We start from the raw sequence: 19,411 nt of genomic DNA on the forward strand, positions 1-19,411 counted from the left end.
TATACGGTCTGGGCGTGGGTCATCGCCCGAGACCGGCGCCGCCGACAGCAGCCAGCTGCTCGACGAGGCTGATCACCGCGGAATGGATGAGCGTGAAACAGGTCATGAAATAGTCGTCCGACTGCGAGGCCGGATCGTGCAAGTGCAGCCTCCGCGGGCTCGACCACGCGCCGAGCAGAGCGATGGCCTCGGCCGGAATTCCGCCGGCAATCAGCCGATGGACATGGCGAATCTCCATCGCCAGCAAGAGGTCGCCGGGGGTGTAGCGGAAATCCGTGAAATCGGTAGCCGCGTGAGCGGAGAGATCGATTCCAAAACGCCCTGCCGTGCTGACTGCCGTCTCGAACGCCGGCGCGCCGGTCGTCGTAGCCAGACCGACCGAGCAGGCGGGCACCCCTCGCGCGCGGGCGACGGCCTCGCCAAAGGCACTCCGGTTGATGTTGCCGAGGCAGACGAAAACCAGCCGCCGAACCTTCTCCGGATCGGCGACGACGAAACGGTCCACCCTGCCGGCCAGCCATTCGATCTCGGCCAGGACGTGCCTGACCCACCCGCGAAAGGTGCCGTAATTGGCTGCAATCAGCAGCCTGCCGGTCGCGAAAGCGCGCCGGAAACGCACGAAGATTTCAGTCATCGAAGAAAGGCAATGGACTCCCGGAAACCGGTCGGGAGCGGGACACGAAGCTGCCAGCAGGCCGCGTCGCACATACCGCCCGCAACCAGCCAGCCGACACGCCCCAGGAGCCCGGCTGCGGCGGATTCTATACAAAACGACCCGCTTCCGCTCGGCGGATCCACCGATGACGCCGTTCGGGAGCGGGCGATCGGCGCAAAATGCCCGACTCATTCCTCAACCGGCATGCCCTCCCCCTGCATTGGAGAGCAGCGCGTACGGGCACTGACTCACGGCAGGCGGCGCCGTGGGTCCTTTCGGCATCGTCCCGACCGGATCACCGGTGGGCATGAGACGGCGCAAGACCGTTGGGCAGCCGACCGCTGCTGCCCCTAGAGGACGTAACGCGAGAGGTCCTCGTTCTGCGCCAGTTCGGCAAGCCGACTATCCACGTAAGCCGCGTCGATCGAGACCCGTTCCTGTCCGCGCTTGCCTGCCGAAAACGACACTTCCTCGAGCAGGCGCTCCATCACCGTGTACAGCCGCCGGGCACCGATGTTCTCGGTCTTCTCGTTGACCGACCAGGCGATCTCTGCGAGACGCTGGATGCCGTCGGGCGAGAAGTCGAGCAAGACATCCTCGGTGGCCAGCAGCGCCTGATATTGCTTGGTCAGGCAGGCATCGGTCTGGGTCAGGATGCACTCGAAGTCGGCAACCGACAGTGAATCGAGTTCGACGCGAATCGGCAGACGCCCCTGGAGTTCGGGAATCAGGTCGGATGGCTTGGCCAGGTGGAATGCGCCACTGGCAATGAACAGAATGTGGTCGGTGCGGATCATTCCGTACTTGGTCGACACCGTCGTCCCTTCAACCAGCGGCAGCAGATCGCGCTGTACCCCCTGGCGCGACACGTCCGCACCGTGCGTGTCGCTGCGTGAGGCGATCTTGTCGACCTCGTCGAGGAAGACGATGCCGTTCTGTTCGACGTTCCTGACCGCCTCGAGCTTGACCTCCTCGTCGTTGACCAGTTTTGCAGCCTCCTCGTCGACGAGCAGCCGCCGAGCATCCAGGATCTTGAGCTTGCGCGACCGCTTGCGGCCCGTCCCGATATTCTGGAACATCCCCTGAATCTGTGCGGTCAGTTCCTCCATTCCGGGCGGCGCGAAGATCTCGGCCTGCATCGACGGCACCGCGACGTCGATCTCGATCTCCTTGTCGTCGAGATCGCCCTCCCGCAACTTCTTGCGAAACTTCTGGCGGGACATGCTGTCTTCGGTCGATTGACCGTCGGCAAAGAAACCGCCGCGCGAGGGAGGCAGCAGGACGTCGAGAATGCGCTCCTCGGCCGCGTCTTCGGCGCGCACACGCACGCCCTTCATCGCCTGCTCCCGGCCGCTCTTGACGGCGATCTCGGCGAGATCACGGATGATCGTCTCGACATCGCGACCGACGTATCCGACTTCGGTGAACTTCGTCGCCTCGACCTTGATGAACGGCGCGTTGGCCAGCCGGGCGAGACGCCGGGCGATCTCCGTCTTGCCCACCCCGGTCGGACCGATCATCAGAATGTTTTTCGGGGTGATCTCCTGGCAAAGCGGCTCGGCCACCTGGGCCCGCCGCCATCGGTTGCGCAAGGCGATCGCCACGGCTTTCTTGGCCTTGCTCTGGCCGACGATGTGTTTGTCGAGTTCGTGAACGATTTCCTGGGGGGTCATCGACGACATGATTATTCGAGCACCTCGATGGTCAGATTCTGATTGGTATAGATGCACAGGTCAGCGGCGATGGCCAGCGACTTGCGGACGACCTCGAGCGGGTCGAGATCACTGTTTTCGAGCAGGGCGCGCGCCGCCGAATGCGCATAGGCCCCGCCCGAACCGATCGCCACGATGCCATGCTCGGGCTCCAGAACGTCGCCGTTGCCGGTGATGATCAGCGAGCTTTCCCTGTCGGCAACGGCGAGCATCGCGTCCAGGCGGCGCAGCACGCGGTCGCCTCTCCAGTCCTTGGCGAGTTCGACTGCGGAGCGCAGGAGGTTGCCCTGATGCTTGTCGAGCTTCGCCTCGAAACGCTCGAACAGTGTGAAGGCGTCTGCGGTTCCTCCCGCAAAACCCGCGAGAATCCGTCCCTGATGGATACGCCGAACCTTGCGCGCACTCGCCTTGATCACCACGCTGCCAAGAGTGACCTGCCCGTCGCCGGCCATCGCTACACGGGTGCCGCGGCGCACCGACAGGATCGTCGTGCCATGAAACTGGTCCATCGGATACTCCTGATGCCTGACCTAATTCCTGGCCAGAATGACCTCGGCCACGTCCGCAACCTTGACGACACGAAACAGTTCGGCGACGAGGTGGTTCGGGTGCCGAAGAACGATCTTCTTTCCCTTGCGCCGGATGTTGGTCAGGAGATTGAGCAGTTTGCCGGCGCTGACGAAATCCATCCGCGTGACGGCTGCACAGTCGACGAGCACCGGGTCGTTGGCATCGGCGTAAGACATCAGGTCACCGAATCCGGCAGCCCTGATTTCGCCCCTGATCTGGTAGGCTTCGGAAAGCAGATCTTCGCTCGCCACGGCAGCTATCGGCAGCGGTTCCGCCTCCATGACCCGCCGCGGCTCCCAGGAAGGAGGGGAAATCTCGAAGGTCACCGCGTACTCGATGGCCAGATCCTCGAAGGCCTCACGCGGACCCGAAAGCTGCAGAAACTCCAGCTTCAGAAGCCAGCACGCCCGATTTTCGGCGCAGCCGGAAACCACCCGGGCGTCGAGCAGGCTGGCGACCGGACCTCTCCCGACCAGATCGAGCTCACGCCGCGCCCGGTGCACCCGCTCGAGCACTGCGACGAGCCGCTCGCAACCCGCGGTATCGATCCGCCGCACTTTCGACAGGTCGAGGCGGCAGCTCGCCGTCTTCGCCAGGGCCTGTTGTACCGCTTCGAAACCCGCATCGTTGTCCCCGGTCAGTTCGCCCTTGAACAGCATCGTTCCCGACGCCCGCGCCTGCACCCGGGAAGCGGGAACGACGCCTCGCCAGACCGGGGGGGACTTTTCGAAACACTCGGCATACTCGAGGCCCAGAGCCTCGAAACCCGATTTCTCCCCAGTCAGCCGCAAGACGTCGAAGAGCATCAGCCACAGACGCTCTCCCGGACCCGAGCGGTAGACGCGCGCCGCCTTCTCGAGCAGAGTGCGCGCTGCCGCGTCCTGTCCGTTGGCGTAGAGAATCGCTGCTTGCTCGGCCTCCGCATCAACCGGGTCGGCGTCGAACTGCAGACCCTCCTCGACGCTGACTTCCAACTCGCTGAGACCCAGCGACTCCGGTTCCGACTTCGGCACCGGCTCGGCGAGCGGGATGTCGGCCCTCGTCAGGACTGGTGGGGGCGCCGGAGAACGCCGGGGGTGATCTTCGACCGCCGCCGGGACCTCACCCTTCTGGTCTTCTCCGGGACGCGGGACGGCCGCCGGCCTAGCGACCATTCTCTTCTCGGGCTGCGGCTTTCTGAAAAACGAAAAGACCATCGGACGATCGGCGAGAGCGTAGGTCAAACGAAGTGTCGTTGTAACACATCGGTGAAATCACTGCAATTTCCCTGCACTCGGTAGGTTTCGCGGCGGGAAATGCACAAGCGTTTGCCGAACACGGCTTGCCTCGCTGGCAATCCCGGCTCCCTGCAGGCCGTCGAGCGATTGACCCCCATGCTCCGGAGTCTGATACTGCACGCGTAGCCCTGCAAGACGCCTGTCCCCATGCTCTCGCCCCGTCGACCTGCCCGCCGCTCGCCGTGCCGCGCATCTGGCTTGTTCGCCACGATCGTGTTCGTGTCGAGTGGCTTGGCGCGCGCAGAGACACTGGTCTGCCACGTCAGCTACGGTGGTGAGACACTGATTCTGCGCGCGCAACCGGTCACCTCGCCATACGGCGTCCCGGTGCGGGCGATCGGCTCGTACTTTCTCTTCCGGATGGTTTTCCAGACCGACCCCCCCGATCTCGCGGCGATCAAGCTCTACGTCTTCGGCGAACGCGAAGGCCAGCCGGTGCCGATCCATCAGGCGACCTACCCCTATCCTCCGCGCGAGCAGGGCGCCGGTTACGGGTTCACCGGCCTGCAGGCGGTCTATGAACCGGTCCGCGACGGCGAGATCCAGTACTGGTGCGAGTTGCCTGGCCAGCGCCGGGGTCGTCGGTGACTCGGGTCTCGCGAACGCGCCTGCTGGTCCTCGCGATCGGCGTGGCGTACGTCTTGAGTGCCGCCAGCGAACCTCTCAGCCTCGTTTTCGCCGGCGACATCATGCTCGACGACGGGCCTGGACGTCTGATCGCCCGCGGCGGAGATCCGCTGGCCGGTGTCGCCGCCCTGCTCGCCGGCGCTGACTACGCCATCGGCAACCTCGAATGCCCGATCGCCACCGTCGGCAAGCCGCTCGAAAGCAAGATCGCCAGCTTTCGCGCGCACCCACGGGTGCTGGAGACGCTGGCCGGGCGCTTCGCTGCCCTCGGCGTGGCCAACAACCATTCCGGGGACTATGGTCGCGACGCGTTCCGGCAAACCCTCGATTTGGTCACTGGCCACGGCATCGCCGTATTCGGTGGTGGAGAGAACCTCGCCGCCGCGCACCGTCCGCTGCTGATCGACGCCGACGGCCTGCGCATCGCCGTGCTCGCCTACAACGAGTTCAAACCTCGCTGCTTCGAGGCCGGCGCCGACTGGCCAGGGATCGCCTGGAGCGAGGACACGCAGGTCATTGCCGACATCCGCGCCGCGCGCCGCGCCGGCGCCAGAATCGTCATTCCTTTCATGCACTGGGGCTGGGAACGCGAAGCGCAGCCCAGCCTGCGCCAGCGGCAGCTCGCCCGCGCGATGATCGACGCGGGGGCCGAACTCGTCGTCGGCGGACACCCGCACGTGACCCAGGGAGCAGAGTACTATCGTGGGAAACTCATCGTCTACAGCCTCGGCAATTTCGTTTTCGACGGCTTCGACTACCCGGCTGCCAGGACCGGCTGGCTGCTGCGCCTGAAGCTTGACGGCAAGGGTTTGCTGGCCTGGGATACCGTGGTCGTGGACATCGATGAGCACGGCAGCCCGCGGCCCCGACCCGATCTTCCGAGTCCCTGTGGCCTGCGCGGCGACCTCCAGATCCGCGAATGCCGCCCGGCCGTTGACGAACCCTCCCGACGACCGCAGGCGGGACTTCAGGAGCCGACGAGCAGATAGAGCCCCAGGCCGATCATGACCATACCGCTGCCCAGCCTGAGCCAGCGACCCTCGCGCTCCTGCAGCCTGCGCCGTGACAGCGTGACGACCCCGACGGCCAGCACGATGGCGTCGTCGAACATGTAAGCCAGAACGTAGAGCAGCAGATACGCATGATAGGTCCATGGGTCGAGCTGCCGAAGGGTCAGGATGCGCGTGTACAGCGCCGGAAAGCCCGAGGTGCAGAGGAGTTCGACGATCTGGACGAGCAGGCCGAGAATCACTGTGCCGACGATTGCCGCGCCCGTTCTACGGGCCTGCAGGATGCCGCGCAAGCGCGCGTAGATTCCCGGCCGGGCCTTCTCGGGAATGGCCAGCAACGGCGCCGAGCCGGGTGCCAGCCCGTCGTTCACGTTGAGCAGACCGGCGGCCATCGCAACCGCCGCGATGATCAGTTCCGAGCTGCGGGAGAGGCCGATCAGCAGGTACAGGTGCAGCCACGCGGCCATCAGCAGGTAGTAAACGACCGCCTCGACGAGGACGAAGGTCCCGGCGATGGCCAGCATCCGCCAACGGTCGTTCAACGGAGCGAGGAGCGAAATCATCAGGATCAGCACCCACATCGAACACGGATTGAAGCCGTCGAGCAGCCCGATGGCCAGCGTGAAGGCAGGCAGGCCGACTTCTTCCAGAGACACCCGGAAGCCGAGCAGACTGACCTCGAAAGCCGGTTCCGGCTGGCCGACGGGACAGACGAGACCGGTCTCAGCCGGGCAGGCGGCGGAATTCACACCCGAGGACTCGCCGGCATTCGGAGTCCCGGCGTGTCCTGAAAGGGCTTCGCGAAGCGCACGGTCGCTCCCCGCCTCGACCGAGAACCCTACGTGGAGCGCATCCCCGACCAGGATCGCCGGCACCGCAACGCGGGCGCCTCGAGCCCTGGCGATCGTCTGCAGACGTTCGATCGCCGCCGGATCCCGATCGAGGTGGTGAACGATGAGATGCAGCCCCGGCCGCTCCTCGCGCAGATCGGACAGGAAGGCCTCGGCCGCCGCGCAGTGTGGGCAGCCTTCACGGACGAACAGCTCGACGGTCGGTTCGCTGGCTGCCTCGTCTCCTGGAGCGGCAGCGACGACACGAGGGACGAGCGAGGCCGTCAGGCTGACGGACAGCCAGAGCAGCCAGCGGAGCAAGGCCTCGGCCAGCGATCGCCAGCGCGAGACAGCCAGACCTCGAACCATTCGTCGGGCAGCAGAGCAGACTCACCTGGCCGGAGCACGGTACCGCGCCAGACAGGGCAAGTCTAGCGTCTTCCGGGCCGCCGCGCACGCGTCACGACTGGCCGGGTCGGCGATGAACCCTTGCTCGCCGCGTAGGGTTCTGCCCGGCCGCCTGTGCCGACGCAGCGCTCCCTCGACCGACGCACTCAGTGCTTCGGCGTGCGGACGGTGGTGTGCGACTGATGGTGCGCGAGTCGGCCGGCAACGCTCCAGTCCCCGCCGCGCTGGTGGCTCTCGATGTGCAGGATCCGGTGGTCACCGACGACCATCGCCAGTACCGCGCTGATTGCCGCGACGTCCTCGGGCGGGATCTCCGACTGCGCAGCGAGCTTGGCCGGCGATGCGGCCCTTCCCGCCCTGAGCGGTTCAGCGCCTGGTGACCGCCGCTCGAAGACACGGTTCAGCCAGGGAAATCCCGCGAGCACGAAACCGATGAACGAGATCACCACGAAGCTCAGAAAGAAATCGATCAGGCTGAGGATCAACGCACCTTCCAGCGTGTCGGGAACGATTGCGCTCATCAAGGGACTCCGGTGAATCAGGAAAACAGAAGGAAGCCGATCGGTCGCGCCGCAGGATCAGCCGACGCCGAGCAGGGCCAGGAGAATCCCTCCGGAAATCGCCGTGCCGAAGACACCGGCGAGGTTGGGGCCCATCGCGTGGTAGATCAGCAGGTTGTTCGGGTTCTCCTGGTAGGCGACGATGTGCGAAACCCGCGCCGCGATCGGCACCGACGCGATTCCTGCCGAGCCGATCAGCGGATTGATCGGCGTCTTGAGGAAGGCGTTCATGATCTTGGCGGTGACCACCCCAGACCCCGTTCCGAAGACGAAGGCAATCAGCCCGAGGACGACGATCTCGAGCGTCTGCCAGGTCAGGAATCGATCGGCCGCCATCGTCGACCCGATGGCCACGGTCAGGATGATGATGATCACGTTCATCAGCCCACCGGCGGCCGTCTTCGCCAGGCGATCGGTGACCCCGACTTCCTTGAGCAGGTTGCCGAGCATCAGCATGGTGATCAATGGAGCAACCGGCGGGAAGAACAGGTTGACGATGATCGCGATGACCAGGGGGAAGGCGATCTTCTCCCTCTTGGTCACCTTGCGCGCCTGGGCCATCGGAATCTGACGCTCTTCCGGCGTCGTCAGCAGCCGCATCACCGGTGGCTGGATCATCGGCATCAGGGCCATGTACGAATAGGCCGCCACGGAAATCGGACCAAGCAGATGGGGAGCCAGCTTGACGGTGACGAAAATGGCCATCGGGCCGTCGGCACCGCCGATGATCCCGATCGCTCCCGCCTCGGCCAGCGAGAAGCCGACCAGCTTGGCGAGGATCAGCGCGACGAAGATCCCGAGGTGTGCTCCGGCGCCGAGGATGACCAGCTTGGGGTTGGCGATCATCGGACCAAAGTCGGTCATCGCCCCGACACCGAGGAAGATCAGCGGCGGGATGATCAGCTTGGCGACCCCCTCGTAGGCGTAATGGAACAGCCCGCCTTCCTTGACCGCGTAGAGCAGCGCCGAAATTGCCGGCCCTCCCGGAACATCGTCGGGCGGTCCGGGGACGTTGGCGACGATGCACGCAAAGCCGATGCCGACGAGCAACAACGGCTCGTAGTGGCGGCTGATCGCCAGGTAGATCATCGTCGTCCCGACGACGATCATCACCAGATTGCCCACCGAGAAATGTGCCGCACCCGTCTGATCCAGCAGGGCCTGGAGAAACGTCACGACCTGGTCCATCACCGCCTCCTGCAAGCTGGCAAAGCTGAATCGTCCGCACCGCCGCGCCACGGCCGGCAGATCGCCGCCATGGTGCTTTTGTAGTATAAGGAGCCGGGTGTCGTCGCTCGAACTAGGGTTGACCCCAGTTCTCGTCCTGGTGGTGACCCCCGAATCGCGCCGGCGAACCTGCCGCCCTCCTGCCGATGAAGCCAGATCACCGTTCCACCCGTTCCGTCGATCCAGCAGTCCCAACGGGCCCGTCCCACGCTGGGGCGAGCGACGGCGCGGTCCACTCGCCCGCGCTCCCGTCGCCGCTGCCTGGCGACACGGTGTTCACCAGCCGTTCCGGCTCGAATGGCAAGGGGTGGCTAGCCGTGGCGATCGTCAGCGCCGGACTCGTCGGCGTCCTCGACTACCTGACCGGCTACGAACTGCGTCTCGGCGCGCTCTACCTCGTTCCGGTCGCCCTGGCGACCTGGAAGGCCGGACGCACTGCCGGGCTGGCGATCGCGCTGGCCAGCTGCGCCTGTTGGGTGATCAGCTTCAGCTCGTCGCACGGCTACGCCCACCCGGAGCTGTTCTACTGGGATGGGGCAGTGATGGGCGCGACGCTGCTTGCCTTCGTCGTCCTGCTGGCGAAGCTGCGCCAGGCTCTGGCCAACGCCGACGAGCGCTTCGTCCGGGTACTCAACGAGCTGCACGCGGCGATATACGTCGCCGACGACCAAGACGGGCGGATTCTCTACGCCAACCCACGCTTTTCGAGGCTGCTCGAAGCCGACCCGGCAAGTCTTCCCGACAGTCCCCCAGGCAACCGGAAGGTCGGAGTGCCCGATCATCGTCCCGGTGGACGAGGTGACGCCGATTTCGGCGCGCGCGGCTTCGAGTCGTTCGAGTACCGGGGTCCCGCCTCGGGCCGCTGGTATCTGATGCAGGCCGGCCCGATTCCCTGGCTCGGAGGCCGAACGGCCAGACTGCACCTGATCACCGACGTATCCGACCGGCGTCACGCGCAGCGCCTGCGCCGCGAGAATCAGGACATGCTGCATCGCAGCCAGCGCCTTGCGGCGCTCAGTGAAGCCACCGCAGCTCTGGCGCACGAGATCAACCAGCCGCTGATGGCCATCGCCAGCTACAGCGACGCCAGCCTGCGCCTGCTCGAGAGCGGGACACCGGCGCGGGAAGAACTCGTCAGGGCGCTGAAGAAATCGCGCGACCAGGCCATCCGCGCCGGGAACATCCTCGCCAGGATGCGCGATTTCGTGCGCCGCAAGCGGCCACGGCGAGTCCCCTGCGACCTCAACGCGATCGTCCGCGAAGCGCTGGAACTGATCGACGCGCACCTCGAGGGCAACGGCATCGTCTCCAGCTTGAGCCTCGCCGACAATCTGCCACGCGTGCTCGCCGACCCTTTCCTCGTCGAACAGGTCATCGTCAACCTGCTCGACAACGCAGTCGATGCCTTGCGTCCGCTCGACACTTCGTCCCGCCGCCTCACCGTGTCCACCACTCGTCAGAGCGACGGGATGCTCCGCGTATCGATTGCCGACCTCGGCGGGGGCGTCCCGCCGTCGATCAGCAGGCACCTCGGCACTCCTTTCCGGTCGACCAAGGCGCAAGGACTCGGACTCGGCCTGTCGATCTGCCGCTCGGTCGTCGAAGCCCACGGCGGGAGGCTGTGGCACACCGCCAATCCGGAAGGCGGAGCGATCTTCCACTTCACGATCGCTCCGGAGACGCCGTGAAGGCGTCCCAGGAGACCACGCCGACGGTCTTCGTCGTCGACGACGACGAGGCGGTCCGCGACGCGCTGTCGATGCTGCTGCGCTCCGCCGGACTGCCGGTGAAGGCCTTCAAGTCGGCGACCGGCTTCCTCAAGCATTTTCGGCCTGAACAGACCGGCTGTCTGCTGCTCGACATTCGCATGCCCGGAATGACCGGTCTCGAACTTCAGGAAGAACTGTCGAGGCGACGCTGCCGGATCCCGATCGTCTTCCTGACTGGTCACGGCGACATCCCGATGGCCGTACGTGCGCTCAAGAAGGGCGCCTTCGACTTCATCGAGAAACCGCACGACGCCCGACGCCTGCTGCTCGCGATTCTCGGCGCCCTGCGCTTCGCCGACCAACGGCGCAGCGGTCAAAGCGCACAACGGCCTGCTTCGCCGGACCTCGCCAGTCGACTGGCTCTCCTCTCGACGCGCGAGCGCGAAGTGCTCGACCTGGTTCTCGAAGGTTTGCAGACGCGAGCGATCGCCGAACGACTCTGCGTCAGCGTCAAGACCGTCGAGTTTCACCGCGGCCGGATTCGCGAGAAACTGCAGGTCGGCTCGCTCGCCGAACTGTTTGGCCTGTTCCTGCCGCACGCCAGAGGCGGCAGCGAGCACGGCGAGCCTTGACCGACCGCCGGCGTCGCACCGAGGCGGCCTACCGGGAAGGCCTGCGGCTGCGCGCCTTTTCGAGATGCTCGCAGAACAGCTCGGCACCTTCGAGAAGCCGCGGCGTATGGCGCTGGATCAGGTCGGGGGGGACGAAGAAAAGATTGCTGCGGGCGACCGCCTGCACGGCAGGCCAGCGTCTCCAGTCGTCGAGCCACTCGGGTCGCGACTCGTCCATTCCGCTGGCGACGATCGCCTCGGGATTGGCGGCGACGACGGCCTCGACGCTGACCACGGCGGCCAGTGCTTCGATCTGGGCGAAAACGTTCTCGCCGCCACACAGCCGGATCACGTCGGAAATGATCTGACTGCGACCGACGGTCATCAGCGGCTGCTTCCAGATCTGGTAGAAGGTACGCACCGGCGGACGATCGGAATAGCGCGTCTGCAACTGCACGAGACGCCGGCGGAACGTCGCAGCCGCGGAGCGGGCCTGGGTCTCGCTGCCGGCGAGCACGCCCAAGCGCTCGAGCGAACTGGCAATGTCCTCGATCCGCGAGGTCTGCGAGAGGTACAGCGGAATTCCCGCAGCGCGCAGTCGTTCGAGGTGGGCAGCGGGGTTGCCCCTCTGCCAGGCGACGATCAGGTCCGGCCGCAGCGCGACCACGCGCTCGAGATCGATTCGAGAATAGCTGCCGACCCGGGCAATCGCTCTCGCCTCCTCGGGGTAGTCGCTGTACTCGACCGTGCCGACGACGCGCCCCGCGGCGCCGGCAGCAAAGAGCGTTTCGGTCAGGTCGGGTGCGAGGCTGACGATCCGTCTCGCTGGCGCAGCGAGGCGAACGGTCGCGCCGCTGTCATCGACGACGGCGACCTCGGCACGCGCAGCGCTCGCCGCGGCGAGGAGACACAGCCCGACGAGCAGACTCCGGAGTGCTCCATTCATCTCGAGCAGGGTGAGGCGAGCGGTCGCGCCGCTCCCGGACTAGGCGTCGGGTTGTTCACCGCGGACCAGCAGCAGCGAAGTCTGTCCCTTGCGCACCAGTCGCTCGGCGACGCTACCGACGAAGAAGCGCTCGATGCCTCGGTGCCCGTGCGTGCCGACGATCAGCAGGTCAGCCTGCCATTCGCGGGCGGCATCGATCAGCATGTCCGAAACGTGCTGGTGCTCGGACTCGACGAGCCTGATCTCGGGGTCGACGCCGGACGCACGGGCGGTCTCGGCAAGCCTGCCGAGGAAGCCTTGCGCGCCCAGGCGCAGGCGGGCCTCGGACTTGCCGACGCTGTTCGGCAGCATCATCGCCATGTCGCGTCGGGCGAAGATCGTTTCGTCGATCGCGTGGCAGATGGCCAGCCTTGCGCCACTCGCCCGACTCAGCTCGATCGCCGCTTCGAGCACCAGCGTGGTCATGAAGCTCTCGTCGACGGCCACCATGATCCGCTTGTACATTCGTCTCAGCTCCTCATTCGCCAGAACAGTCGAAGAGCTTCAACGATAGCACCGATTGCGCCGAGCTGGCAGCCGATGTCGATCGGCAAACGCCGGGGCGGGCAACCCGGCGGCACAGTCGGCGACCGAGGCGATCTGCCTGGCGATCGGCGAGCAGGCCGGCCGACGTATAATTGGCCGGTTCCCTGTGCCGGCGGCAACCATGGACTTCTCGATCGAGCCCCTTTCCCCCGTCCCTGGCCTGCGGGAACGCATCGACGGCAAGACCAAGCCACCCGGTTCGCTCGGCCGGATCGAACGACTCGCTCGCCAGATCGGCGAGATCCAGCGGTCAACGAGCCCGCGACTCGACCAGCCGCAGATCCTGATCTTCGCCGGTGACCACGGCGCCGCCCGCGCCGGAGTCTCGGCGTATCCGCAGGCGGTCACCTGGCAGATGGTCGACAACTTCCTCGCCGGTGGCGCGGCGATCAACGTCTTCGCGCGGCACAACGGACTGGGCATCACCGTCGTCGACGCAGGCGTGGCGCATGACTTCGCCGCGCGCGACGGTCTGATCGACGCCAAAGTCGCTCCGGGGACGCGCAACTATGTCGACGAGCCGGCGATGACCGCCAGCGAGAGGGACATCGCGTTGGCCAGCGGCGCGCAGATCGTGCGCAGCATCGCCGATCAGGGCTGCCGCGTGATCGGGTTCGGCGAAATGGGCATCGGCAACAGCGCCGCTGCCTCGCTATTGACCCATCACCTGATCGGAACCCCGCTTGCCGACTGCGTCGGCCGCGGCACCGGACTCGACGACGCGGGGCTCGCGCGCAAGCGCGACATCCTGGCCCGGGCGAGCCGTCGCGCCGCGCTGCCGCTCGACGCCGATCCGCTGGCGGTACTCGCCGAGTTCGGCGGCTTCGAGATCGCCATGCTCTGCGGGGCGCTCCTCGCCGGGGCCGAGCGCCGCCTGGTTCTGCTGATCGACGGCTTCATCGTCACCGCCGCGCTACTCGTCGCCGCACGGCTTTTTCCGGCAGTCTGCGACTACTGCGTGTTCTCTCACCGCTCGGCCGAACCCGGACACGCGGCGCAGTTGCACGCACTCGCGGCGACGCCGCTGCTCGATCTCGGTCTCCGCCTCGGTGAAGGGACCGGCTCCGCCCTCGCCTGGCCGCTGGTCCGGGCGGCTGCCGCGCTCCTCGACGAGATGGCCAGCTTTGCTTCCGCAGGGGTCAGCGAACGACCTTGAGCAACAGCCGAAAGCTTTCAGCCGCGCAGGCGACGGCGAGAGAGCAGGGCGCCAAGCGCCGACAGCGAGAGGAGCAGCGTGCCCGGCTCGGGAACCCGGGGTGGCGGGGCGACCTCGAGCGTCGTGGTGATGGCGAAGTTCGACTGCGTCGTGTGCCGCTCGGCGAAGAAGATGTCGAGATCGTAGAGCGTGCCGGCGCCGAGGCCCTTGGCCTTGAGGTCTTCCTCGGTAAAGCTCGCCGTCGCCGCGCCGTGCACCCCGCCGAGATCGAGCACGAGTTTGCCATCGACGAAAACCCAGAGGTCGTCGTCGCCGGTGAAGCTGAAGATCCGGTCGGCACCCCCAGTTGGATCGCTGAACGCCACCTGACCCTCGAGATGCAGCGTGAAGTGGTAGTTGTGGGAACGGCCCTGATCGCCGTAGAGCTGTCCGTCGATCGGGAAGAACGCGCTGTTGCTGTAGGTGTAGGTTCCCGTCGGCCCCTCGACCAGGGTCAGCGACGCCGGCGTCGCCAGATTGTAGCCAGGCGTGTCGACGTACCACTTCGCGAAATTCGCCGCCGAAGACGCGCCCGCGGCGATGTTCGCGCCGGGGGTCGGCAAGCCCGCCGACAGCGTTGGCGAGACCATGCCCGTGACGACTCCCGGGATCGCACCCTCGAAGTCGGCGAGCTGGTTACAGACGCCGCTGATCGACGGCGCGCAGAAGTCGCGGATCGTTCCGCCGAGGGTCACGCTGCCGCCAAAGCTGGCCGAGCTGAAGCCCAGCCCGAGGAGTGCGACGGCGGCCAGCGTCATGCGCCGGCGAGTGTTGCTGGTGGTTGAGGTCATGGTTCTGTTCTCCGGAAGAATGGGTTCGACGGGCGGAGCCGAGGTCGGCTCGCGACCCGCCGGAAGGTCTTCGCCCCGGCGGAAGCAGCGCCGAGCGGCTTCCTGACCGAGCAGAGCAAGACCGATGCCAGACGCTCCCAAGAACTCAGAATTCATCGTTAATTCAGCAGCCTGGAGCAAGCTGGCGATGTGCCGCGGTCGCCCTCCCCGAAAAGCCGGAAAACAAATGTAAAATCGATCGACGAGCAATATTTCTCGCTGTTCAGAGCAGGATGCCGACGACGCTGCCGCACGACAGCGTGGCCAGCGTGCCCGAAACCAGCGTCAGCGGACCGAGTTCGACGACTTCGCTGCGCCGCGAGGGCACGATCGCACAGATGCCGCCAAGCAGGATGCCAAGGCTGCCGAGATTGGCAAAACCACACAGGGCATAGGTCATGATGACCCGACTGCGCGGGCTGAGCGCTTCCGGCGGCAGTCGCGCCATGTCGAGATAGGCGATCAGTTCGTTGAGGACGGTCTTCGTCCCGAGCAGCGAACCGGCGACCGCCGACTCTCCCCAGGGAACCCCGGCCATCCACGCCAGAGGTGCCATCAGCCAGCCGAGAACGCGCTGCAGCGACAGCGGGGCGCCGGCCACCTCCGGCAGCAGCCCGAGTGCCTGATTGACCAGGCTGACCAGCGCGACGAGAACGATCAGCATCGCAACGATGTTGATCAGCAGATTGACCCCCTCGGCAGTGCCCCGCGTGATCGCCTCCATGGTGCTGCGGTCGGCCCGGGACAGGTGCAGGTCCCGGCCGGTTGGCGATCCCTCGGGCGGGACCAGAATCACCGAAAAGACGATCGCTGCCGGGGCGCTGATGAACGATGCCGCGAGGATGTGGCCCAGGGCGTCGGGCACGACCGGCCCGAGAATTCCCGCATAGAGCGCCATCACGGTGCCGGCGACGCCGGCCATGCCACCGCTGAGAATGATGAACATCTCGCCGCGGCTGACGCTGGCCAGGTAGGGCCGGATCAGCAGCGGCGCTTCGACCATCCCGACGAACACGTTCGCCGCCGCGGACATGCCCACCGCACCGCCAACGGCGAGGGTGCTTTCGAGGACCAGCGAAAAGGCATGCACCAGCCACGGCAGGATGCGCCAGTGATAGAGCACCGCCGAGAGCGCACTCATCACCAGCACCACCGGCAAAGCCTGGAAAGCGAGCACGAAGCTGCTTCCCGAAGCGGTCTCGGCGTAGGGCAGCGAGGCGCCGCCGAGAAAACCGAAGACCAGGCTCGTTCCATCGCGCGTCGCCGCAGCGATCGCCAGGAGTGCGTCGTTGCACGCCGCGAAGCTCTCGCGCGCCCCGGGCAGTCGGAAGATGAACAGCGTCAGGGCCAATTGGAGAGCGGCCCCGGCCAGGACGGTTCGCCAGGGGATCGCCCGTCTGTTTGCCGAGGCGACGACCGCCAGCAGCACCAGCAGCAGGTACCCGACACCGGCCTGAAGCTGCGAATTCACGGCTGCTCATCCCCTGCCGCCCGCTGCCGCCCTCGGGTCAGCCAGAAGGCGGCAGACCTCGGGGGGCCGCGCCGGAACCGACAGACGGAAGGGTGCCGGATCAGCACATCCCGCCGTCTGAGCCGCGCTCGCACAGAGGCCCGGGAACGCCCACGGCCTCTCCCGACTCCGCGAGCGCTCTGCGCCGACGTCGATCCGTCAGTGCTCACCGGCCAGCGGGCGGCCGCTCGCTGGGCGCCGCCCCCGACTCCCCGAACTCCGGACGGACCTGGCTGGCGCCGCGGTAAGCCGGCTGAATGTTTCCCTCCGGCGTCGGCGGCACGTTGCGCGGCCCGGCCGGCGAGGTCGGCGGCGGCTGCTCGGGTAGGAAGCGCTGGCCGTAGTTGCGCTCGTAGCGGTCGAGAAAGCGACGCATCTGTTCGTAATCCAGGCAAGTCATCGGCGTCAGGCAGCGGCCCCAGGGATCGTAGATCACCGCCGGCGGTGCGACCATTCCGAACGGCGTCCACCACGGTCCGACGATCACTTCGCCGCCAGCCACCACGGTGACCGCCCAGCCATCCGCGGCGATCAAGGGGACCAGCAGAAGCAAGAGAAATCTGCGCATGGCGGTCAGTGTACCACCGGCTTGCTTGCCCGACCCGACCGTGAAGTCCGCGGGCGAGGGCTTGAAGTCACCCCGGAGACTCCACCTGAGGCCTCGCCGACCTCGCGGATGACAGGCATTTTTTTGCGCAAAGCACTCGCAGGGTGGCGATCGGTGGTAATATTTTTGATTGATCGACGTGCTAGCCGGTCAACCATCATGCTTTTGGCTCGTTACATAGTCTCCATTGTCGATAAGGAACCCCATCATGAAGAATTCACTTCTGGTTGCTGCGATGCTCGCTCTGGCCGTTGCCGCCTGCGGCAAGAAAGAGGAGCCCAAGAAGGAAGAACCGAAGCCGGCCGCTGCCGCTCCGGCTCCGGCTGCCGCTCCGGCAGCCGCACCGGCTGCTGAACCCGCCAAGCCGGCTGAAGCTGCGAAGCCGGCCGAACCGGCTGCCCCGGCTGCCGCTCCTGCGGCCGCTCCGGCTGGCGGAGCTGGGAAGTAAGGCGAGCCGCCCACGCGGAGAGAAAGCCGGCGCGAGCCGGCTTTTTTTTGCGCTGCGCAGGGCGGCGATCGAGGATTCCGGAAAACCCGGGAGTTCGTCGGCTGCTCCCCGGCCTGTCCAGACGTATCCAGCACTCCCCCGCGATCGCGACAGCCGCACAGGGCTTGCCCGCCCGGCAGCGGGTCAGAGGATCTGGCGCCAGGCGAAACCGCCCTCCTGGTCGGCTACCCCGATCCAGTCCTCGGTGCAGCCCAGGGCCTCGGCAAGAGCCCTGGCCGCGAGATGCGGACGATTGTTTTCTGCGCTGAGATGCGCGGCGACGACGTGCTGTAGATGATGCCGGTCGATCTGCGTCAGCAGCGCTGCCGCCTGATCGTTGGCCAGATGTCCGAGATTCCCGCCAATCCGCCGCCTGAGCACGGCAGGGTAACGCGAACTACCGAGCAACTCCGGGTCGTGATTGCACTCGACGACCAGGCCATCGCAGTCCCGGAGAACATCGACGATATGCGCGGTGACAGAACCGCTGTCGGTGAGCACGCCGAGTCGGCGGCAACCATCGCTGAACGTGTACTGGACAGGCTGCCGTGCGTCATGGGGTACGGGAAAAGGCTGGACTTCGAGCGCGCCGATGCTGAAAGGGGTTTCCCCGTCGATCAGCCGGCAGTCAGGCAACGCAGCCTCGCGCGGCCAGGCCGCCGCGCGCGTTCCATGAGTCAGGTACACCGGCAACCGGTGGCGCCGAGCCAGCGCGAGAACGCCGCCGACGTGATCGCCGTGCTCATGGGTGACGAGGATTGCGGTCAATTCGTCGGCCGAGACCCCGAGTCTCGACAGGCGCAAGCTCGCCGATCGCTGCGAAAACCCGCAGTCGACGAGCACCCGCGTGTCGCCGGCATCGACGATCAGGGCGTTGCCCCGGCTGCCGCTGCCCAGCGACGCAAAGCGGATCACTTGAGCTGATCGTAGAGCAGACCGAGAATCTTCCTCGCCGTATCAGACTGGTCGACACCCCCCTCGGCGGACAGTACCTGGACCGTCGACCGGCTTCCCTCCTCGCGGACGAAGATCCGGTACTGGGTCTGGACCTTGCTCGACGAACTCCTGAACGGGTTCAGCCGGGCCAGGAACCCAGCGTCCTTCTTGTCGTTGTCCGATTCCGGATCGACATAGCGAACGAAGTACAGACCTCTCGATCGATCACGATCCTCGACGGTGAAACCGACTCGGTCGAGCGCCAGACCAACGCGTCTCCAGGCCCGATCGAACGACTCCTCGACTTCGAGCGTTCCGGCACCGTCGGCCCCGCGGGTCAGTCTCGCCCTTTCGGCGGGCTTTTCCTCAGCGGCCTTGACTGCGGCAGTCGCCCGCTTGTCCTCGGTGCCCAGGAAGACCATCAGGCGCCGGAGCATCTCGGCCTCGAGTTCAGGGTCGGCCGGACGCGGCTGCCATTTGGTCTGATCCTTGCCTTCCGAGACGAAGATCTCGTACATCCCGCGGTGACTGACGAAGATGTCGATCGTTCCCGGGGTCACGCCGGGCTCCAGGCGAGTACGGAACTTGTCGCGTTCAGCCGTCGAATAGACCGAATCGATGACCTTGCCGAGAATGTTGCGAATGAAATCCTGGGGGATCTTCGCGCGGTTCTCGGCCCAGTCGGTCTCCATGACCCCGGCGTCGGGCAACTCGAGCTTGATGACGAAGCCGTTTTCCTGCCAGAAGTCCTTGACCTGACCCCACAACTTGTCCGGAGAACCCGTCACGACCAGCCAGCGCTGGTTGCCCGAACGCTCGATGCGCGCCTTCTCGACCTCGGGCAGGACGTCGCTGCGCTGCTGGGCACGTCCAGCCGGCGAGCGATCGGCCGTATAGGCCGAATAGGTGGCCGTCCCCTTGCCTGCGGTATCGGGTACCGCGTATCGGTCGTCACGCGTCGGAGAGGTCAGGTCCGGCGGCACTTCAAGAGGCGGCACGTTGCTGCTCGATGCGGTCTTGTATTCGATCCGCTTCGGTTCGAGCAGCGAACCACTGCACGCAACCAGCGCGCCGAGAACGACGACCACGGCGCAACGGGAAAGAACTGCATGTTTCATC

General features: G+C 66.2%; 20 protein-coding genes. 6 read left to right on the forward strand and 14 right to left on the reverse strand.

Features of this window, described 5'->3' with window-relative positions; translation table 11 throughout:
• Window positions 1-19: 19 nt before the first annotated feature.
• From NFW05_RS01745 to NFW05_RS01760, 4 genes are all read right to left on the reverse strand, one after another.
• A complete protein-coding gene (locus tag NFW05_RS01745; protein WP_295302247.1) occupies window positions 20-634 on the reverse strand; it encodes a phosphotyrosine protein phosphatase in 615 nt (204 codons plus the stop codon).
• Between the two features lie 371 nt (window positions 635-1,005).
• Window positions 1,006-2,337 (reverse strand): ATP-dependent protease ATPase subunit HslU, encoded by a 1,332-nt coding sequence (hslU, locus tag NFW05_RS01750; protein ID WP_295302248.1) that lies wholly within the window; start codon window positions 2,335-2,337, stop codon window positions 1,006-1,008.
• 2 nt (window positions 2,338-2,339) lie between these two features.
• Window positions 2,340-2,876, reverse strand: a complete 537-nt coding sequence (gene hslV / locus NFW05_RS01755) for an ATP-dependent protease subunit HslV (RefSeq protein ID WP_295302250.1) — start codon at window positions 2,874-2,876, stop codon at window positions 2,340-2,342.
• 21 nt (window positions 2,877-2,897) lie between these two features.
• Complete coding sequence (locus tag NFW05_RS01760; RefSeq protein ID WP_295302252.1) at window positions 2,898-4,091, reverse strand: STAS domain-containing protein; 1,194 nt, start codon at window positions 4,089-4,091, stop codon at window positions 2,898-2,900.
• Between the two features lie 321 nt (window positions 4,092-4,412).
• Between NFW05_RS01760 and NFW05_RS01765 the strand changes: the two genes are divergently transcribed.
• Together NFW05_RS01765 and NFW05_RS01770 are read left to right on the forward strand one after the other, a co-directional pair.
• On the forward strand, window positions 4,413-4,802 hold the full coding sequence (locus NFW05_RS01765; protein WP_295302254.1) for a hypothetical protein: 390 nt from the start codon (window positions 4,413-4,415) through the stop codon (window positions 4,800-4,802).
• Complete coding sequence (locus NFW05_RS01770) at window positions 4,799-5,830, forward strand: CapA family protein (protein WP_295302256.1); 1,032 nt, start codon at window positions 4,799-4,801, stop codon at window positions 5,828-5,830. Before NFW05_RS01765 ends, NFW05_RS01770 begins: the two co-directional genes overlap by 4 nt.
• On the opposite strand, the gene NFW05_RS01775 is transcribed toward NFW05_RS01770, so the two are convergent.
• The 3 genes from NFW05_RS01775 to NFW05_RS01785 all read right to left on the reverse strand — a co-directional run bounded on the left by NFW05_RS01775 (window position 5,809) and on the right by NFW05_RS01785 (window position 8,840).
• A complete protein-coding gene (locus NFW05_RS01775) occupies window positions 5,809-7,050 on the reverse strand; it encodes a glutaredoxin domain-containing protein (RefSeq protein WP_295302258.1) in 1,242 nt (413 codons plus the stop codon). The genes NFW05_RS01770 and NFW05_RS01775 overlap by 22 nt on opposite strands.
• Before the next feature lie 185 nt (window positions 7,051-7,235).
• Window positions 7,236-7,610 (reverse strand): OadG family protein, encoded by a 375-nt coding sequence (locus tag NFW05_RS01780; RefSeq protein WP_295302259.1) that lies wholly within the window; start codon window positions 7,608-7,610, stop codon window positions 7,236-7,238.
• Between the two features lie 57 nt (window positions 7,611-7,667).
• Window positions 7,668-8,840 carry a sodium ion-translocating decarboxylase subunit beta gene (locus tag NFW05_RS01785; protein ID WP_295302261.1) on the reverse strand — a complete coding sequence of 391 codons (1,173 nt, stop codon included), beginning with the start codon at window positions 8,838-8,840 and terminating at the stop codon, window positions 7,668-7,670.
• 308 nt (window positions 8,841-9,148) lie between these two features.
• Between NFW05_RS01785 and NFW05_RS01790 the strand changes: the two genes are divergently transcribed.
• Window positions 9,149-10,564, forward strand: coding sequence for a PAS domain-containing sensor histidine kinase (locus NFW05_RS01790; protein ID WP_295302263.1), 1,416 nt, complete (start codon window positions 9,149-9,151; stop codon window positions 10,562-10,564).
• Window positions 10,561-11,217: a response regulator gene (locus NFW05_RS01795; protein ID WP_295302265.1), complete on the forward strand. Its 657-nt coding sequence runs from the start codon at window positions 10,561-10,563 to the stop codon at window positions 11,215-11,217. The genes NFW05_RS01790 and NFW05_RS01795 overlap by 4 nt, the downstream gene beginning before the upstream one ends.
• 28 nt (window positions 11,218-11,245) lie before the next feature.
• Here NFW05_RS01795 and NFW05_RS01800 read toward each other — a convergent pair whose 3' ends face one another.
• Entirely contained in the window at window positions 11,246-12,142 is an 897-nt protein-coding gene (locus NFW05_RS01800) for a cobalamin-binding protein (protein WP_295302266.1), read from the reverse strand.
• A 39-nt stretch (window positions 12,143-12,181) separates the two neighbouring features.
• Window positions 12,182-12,646: a universal stress protein gene (locus NFW05_RS01805; RefSeq protein ID WP_295302268.1), complete on the reverse strand. Its 465-nt coding sequence runs from the start codon at window positions 12,644-12,646 to the stop codon at window positions 12,182-12,184.
• Between the two features lie 202 nt (window positions 12,647-12,848).
• On the opposite strand from NFW05_RS01805, the gene cobT reads away from it, so the two are divergent.
• Window positions 12,849-13,883 (forward strand): nicotinate-nucleotide--dimethylbenzimidazole phosphoribosyltransferase, encoded by a 1,035-nt coding sequence (gene cobT, locus NFW05_RS01810; RefSeq protein WP_295302269.1) that lies wholly within the window; start codon window positions 12,849-12,851, stop codon window positions 13,881-13,883.
• 17 nt (window positions 13,884-13,900) lie between these two features.
• Here cobT and NFW05_RS01815 read toward each other — a convergent pair whose 3' ends face one another.
• The 3 genes from NFW05_RS01815 to NFW05_RS01825 form a co-directional block, all read right to left on the reverse strand.
• The gene (locus tag NFW05_RS01815; protein WP_295302270.1) at window positions 13,901-14,713 is read right to left on the reverse strand and encodes a fibro-slime domain-containing protein; all 813 of its coding nucleotides are present in this window, start codon (window positions 14,711-14,713) and stop codon (window positions 13,901-13,903) included.
• A gap of 262 nt (window positions 14,714-14,975) precedes the next feature.
• The gene (locus NFW05_RS01820; RefSeq protein WP_295302272.1) at window positions 14,976-16,223 is read right to left on the reverse strand and encodes a nucleoside transporter C-terminal domain-containing protein; all 1,248 of its coding nucleotides are present in this window, start codon (window positions 16,221-16,223) and stop codon (window positions 14,976-14,978) included.
• 205 nt (window positions 16,224-16,428) lie between these two features.
• On the reverse strand, window positions 16,429-16,830 hold the full coding sequence (locus NFW05_RS01825) for a hypothetical protein (RefSeq protein ID WP_295302273.1): 402 nt from the start codon (window positions 16,828-16,830) through the stop codon (window positions 16,429-16,431).
• A 247-nt stretch (window positions 16,831-17,077) separates the two neighbouring features.
• On the opposite strand from NFW05_RS01825, the gene NFW05_RS01830 reads away from it, so the two are divergent.
• A complete protein-coding gene (locus NFW05_RS01830) occupies window positions 17,078-17,317 on the forward strand; it encodes a hypothetical protein (protein ID WP_295302274.1) in 240 nt (79 codons plus the stop codon).
• A gap of 183 nt (window positions 17,318-17,500) precedes the next feature.
• Here NFW05_RS01830 and NFW05_RS01835 read toward each other — a convergent pair whose 3' ends face one another.
• Window positions 17,501-18,268, reverse strand: a complete 768-nt coding sequence (locus NFW05_RS01835; protein ID WP_295302406.1) for an MBL fold metallo-hydrolase — start codon at window positions 18,266-18,268, stop codon at window positions 17,501-17,503.
• On the reverse strand, window positions 18,268-19,410 hold the full coding sequence (bamC, locus tag NFW05_RS01840) for an outer membrane protein assembly factor BamC (RefSeq protein WP_295302275.1): 1,143 nt from the start codon (window positions 19,408-19,410) through the stop codon (window positions 18,268-18,270). Before bamC ends, NFW05_RS01835 begins: the two co-directional genes overlap by 1 nt.
• Window position 19,411 lies beyond the last annotated feature (1 nt).

The organism is Accumulibacter sp. (genome assembly GCF_023806625.1).
In the GTDB taxonomy this organism is placed as follows: domain Bacteria; phylum Pseudomonadota; class Gammaproteobacteria; order Burkholderiales; family Rhodocyclaceae; genus Accumulibacter.

Coding starts and splice junctions, on each gene's coding strand:
- NFW05_RS01745 (WP_295302247.1), bottom strand. CDS start 634: ATGACTGAAATCTTCGTGCGTTTCCGGCGCGCTTTCGCGACCGGCAGG.
- NFW05_RS01780 (WP_295302259.1), bottom strand. CDS start 7,610: ATGAGCGCAATCGTTCCCGACACGCTGGAAGGTGCGTTGATCCTCAGC.
- NFW05_RS01825 (WP_295302273.1), bottom strand. CDS start 16,830: ATGCGCAGATTTCTCTTGCTTCTGCTGGTCCCCTTGATCGCCGCGGAT.
- hslU (WP_295302248.1), bottom strand. CDS start 2,337: ATGTCGTCGATGACCCCCCAGGAAATCGTTCACGAACTCGACAAACAC.
- NFW05_RS01830 (WP_295302274.1), top strand. CDS start 17,078: ATGAAGAATTCACTTCTGGTTGCTGCGATGCTCGCTCTGGCCGTTGCC.
- hslV (WP_295302250.1), bottom strand. CDS start 2,876: ATGGACCAGTTTCATGGCACGACGATCCTGTCGGTGCGCCGCGGCACC.
- cobT (WP_295302269.1), top strand. CDS start 12,849: ATGGACTTCTCGATCGAGCCCCTTTCCCCCGTCCCTGGCCTGCGGGAA.
- NFW05_RS01805 (WP_295302268.1), bottom strand. CDS start 12,646: ATGTACAAGCGGATCATGGTGGCCGTCGACGAGAGCTTCATGACCACG.
- NFW05_RS01800 (WP_295302266.1), bottom strand. CDS start 12,142: ATGAATGGAGCACTCCGGAGTCTGCTCGTCGGGCTGTGTCTCCTCGCC.
- NFW05_RS01815 (WP_295302270.1), bottom strand. CDS start 14,713: ATGACCTCAACCACCAGCAACACTCGCCGGCGCATGACGCTGGCCGCC.
- NFW05_RS01760 (WP_295302252.1), bottom strand. CDS start 4,091: ATGGTCGCTAGGCCGGCGGCCGTCCCGCGTCCCGGAGAAGACCAGAAG.
- NFW05_RS01775 (WP_295302258.1), bottom strand. CDS start 7,050: ATGGTTCGAGGTCTGGCTGTCTCGCGCTGGCGATCGCTGGCCGAGGCC.
- bamC (WP_295302275.1), bottom strand. CDS start 19,410: ATGAAACATGCAGTTCTTTCCCGTTGCGCCGTGGTCGTCGTTCTCGGC.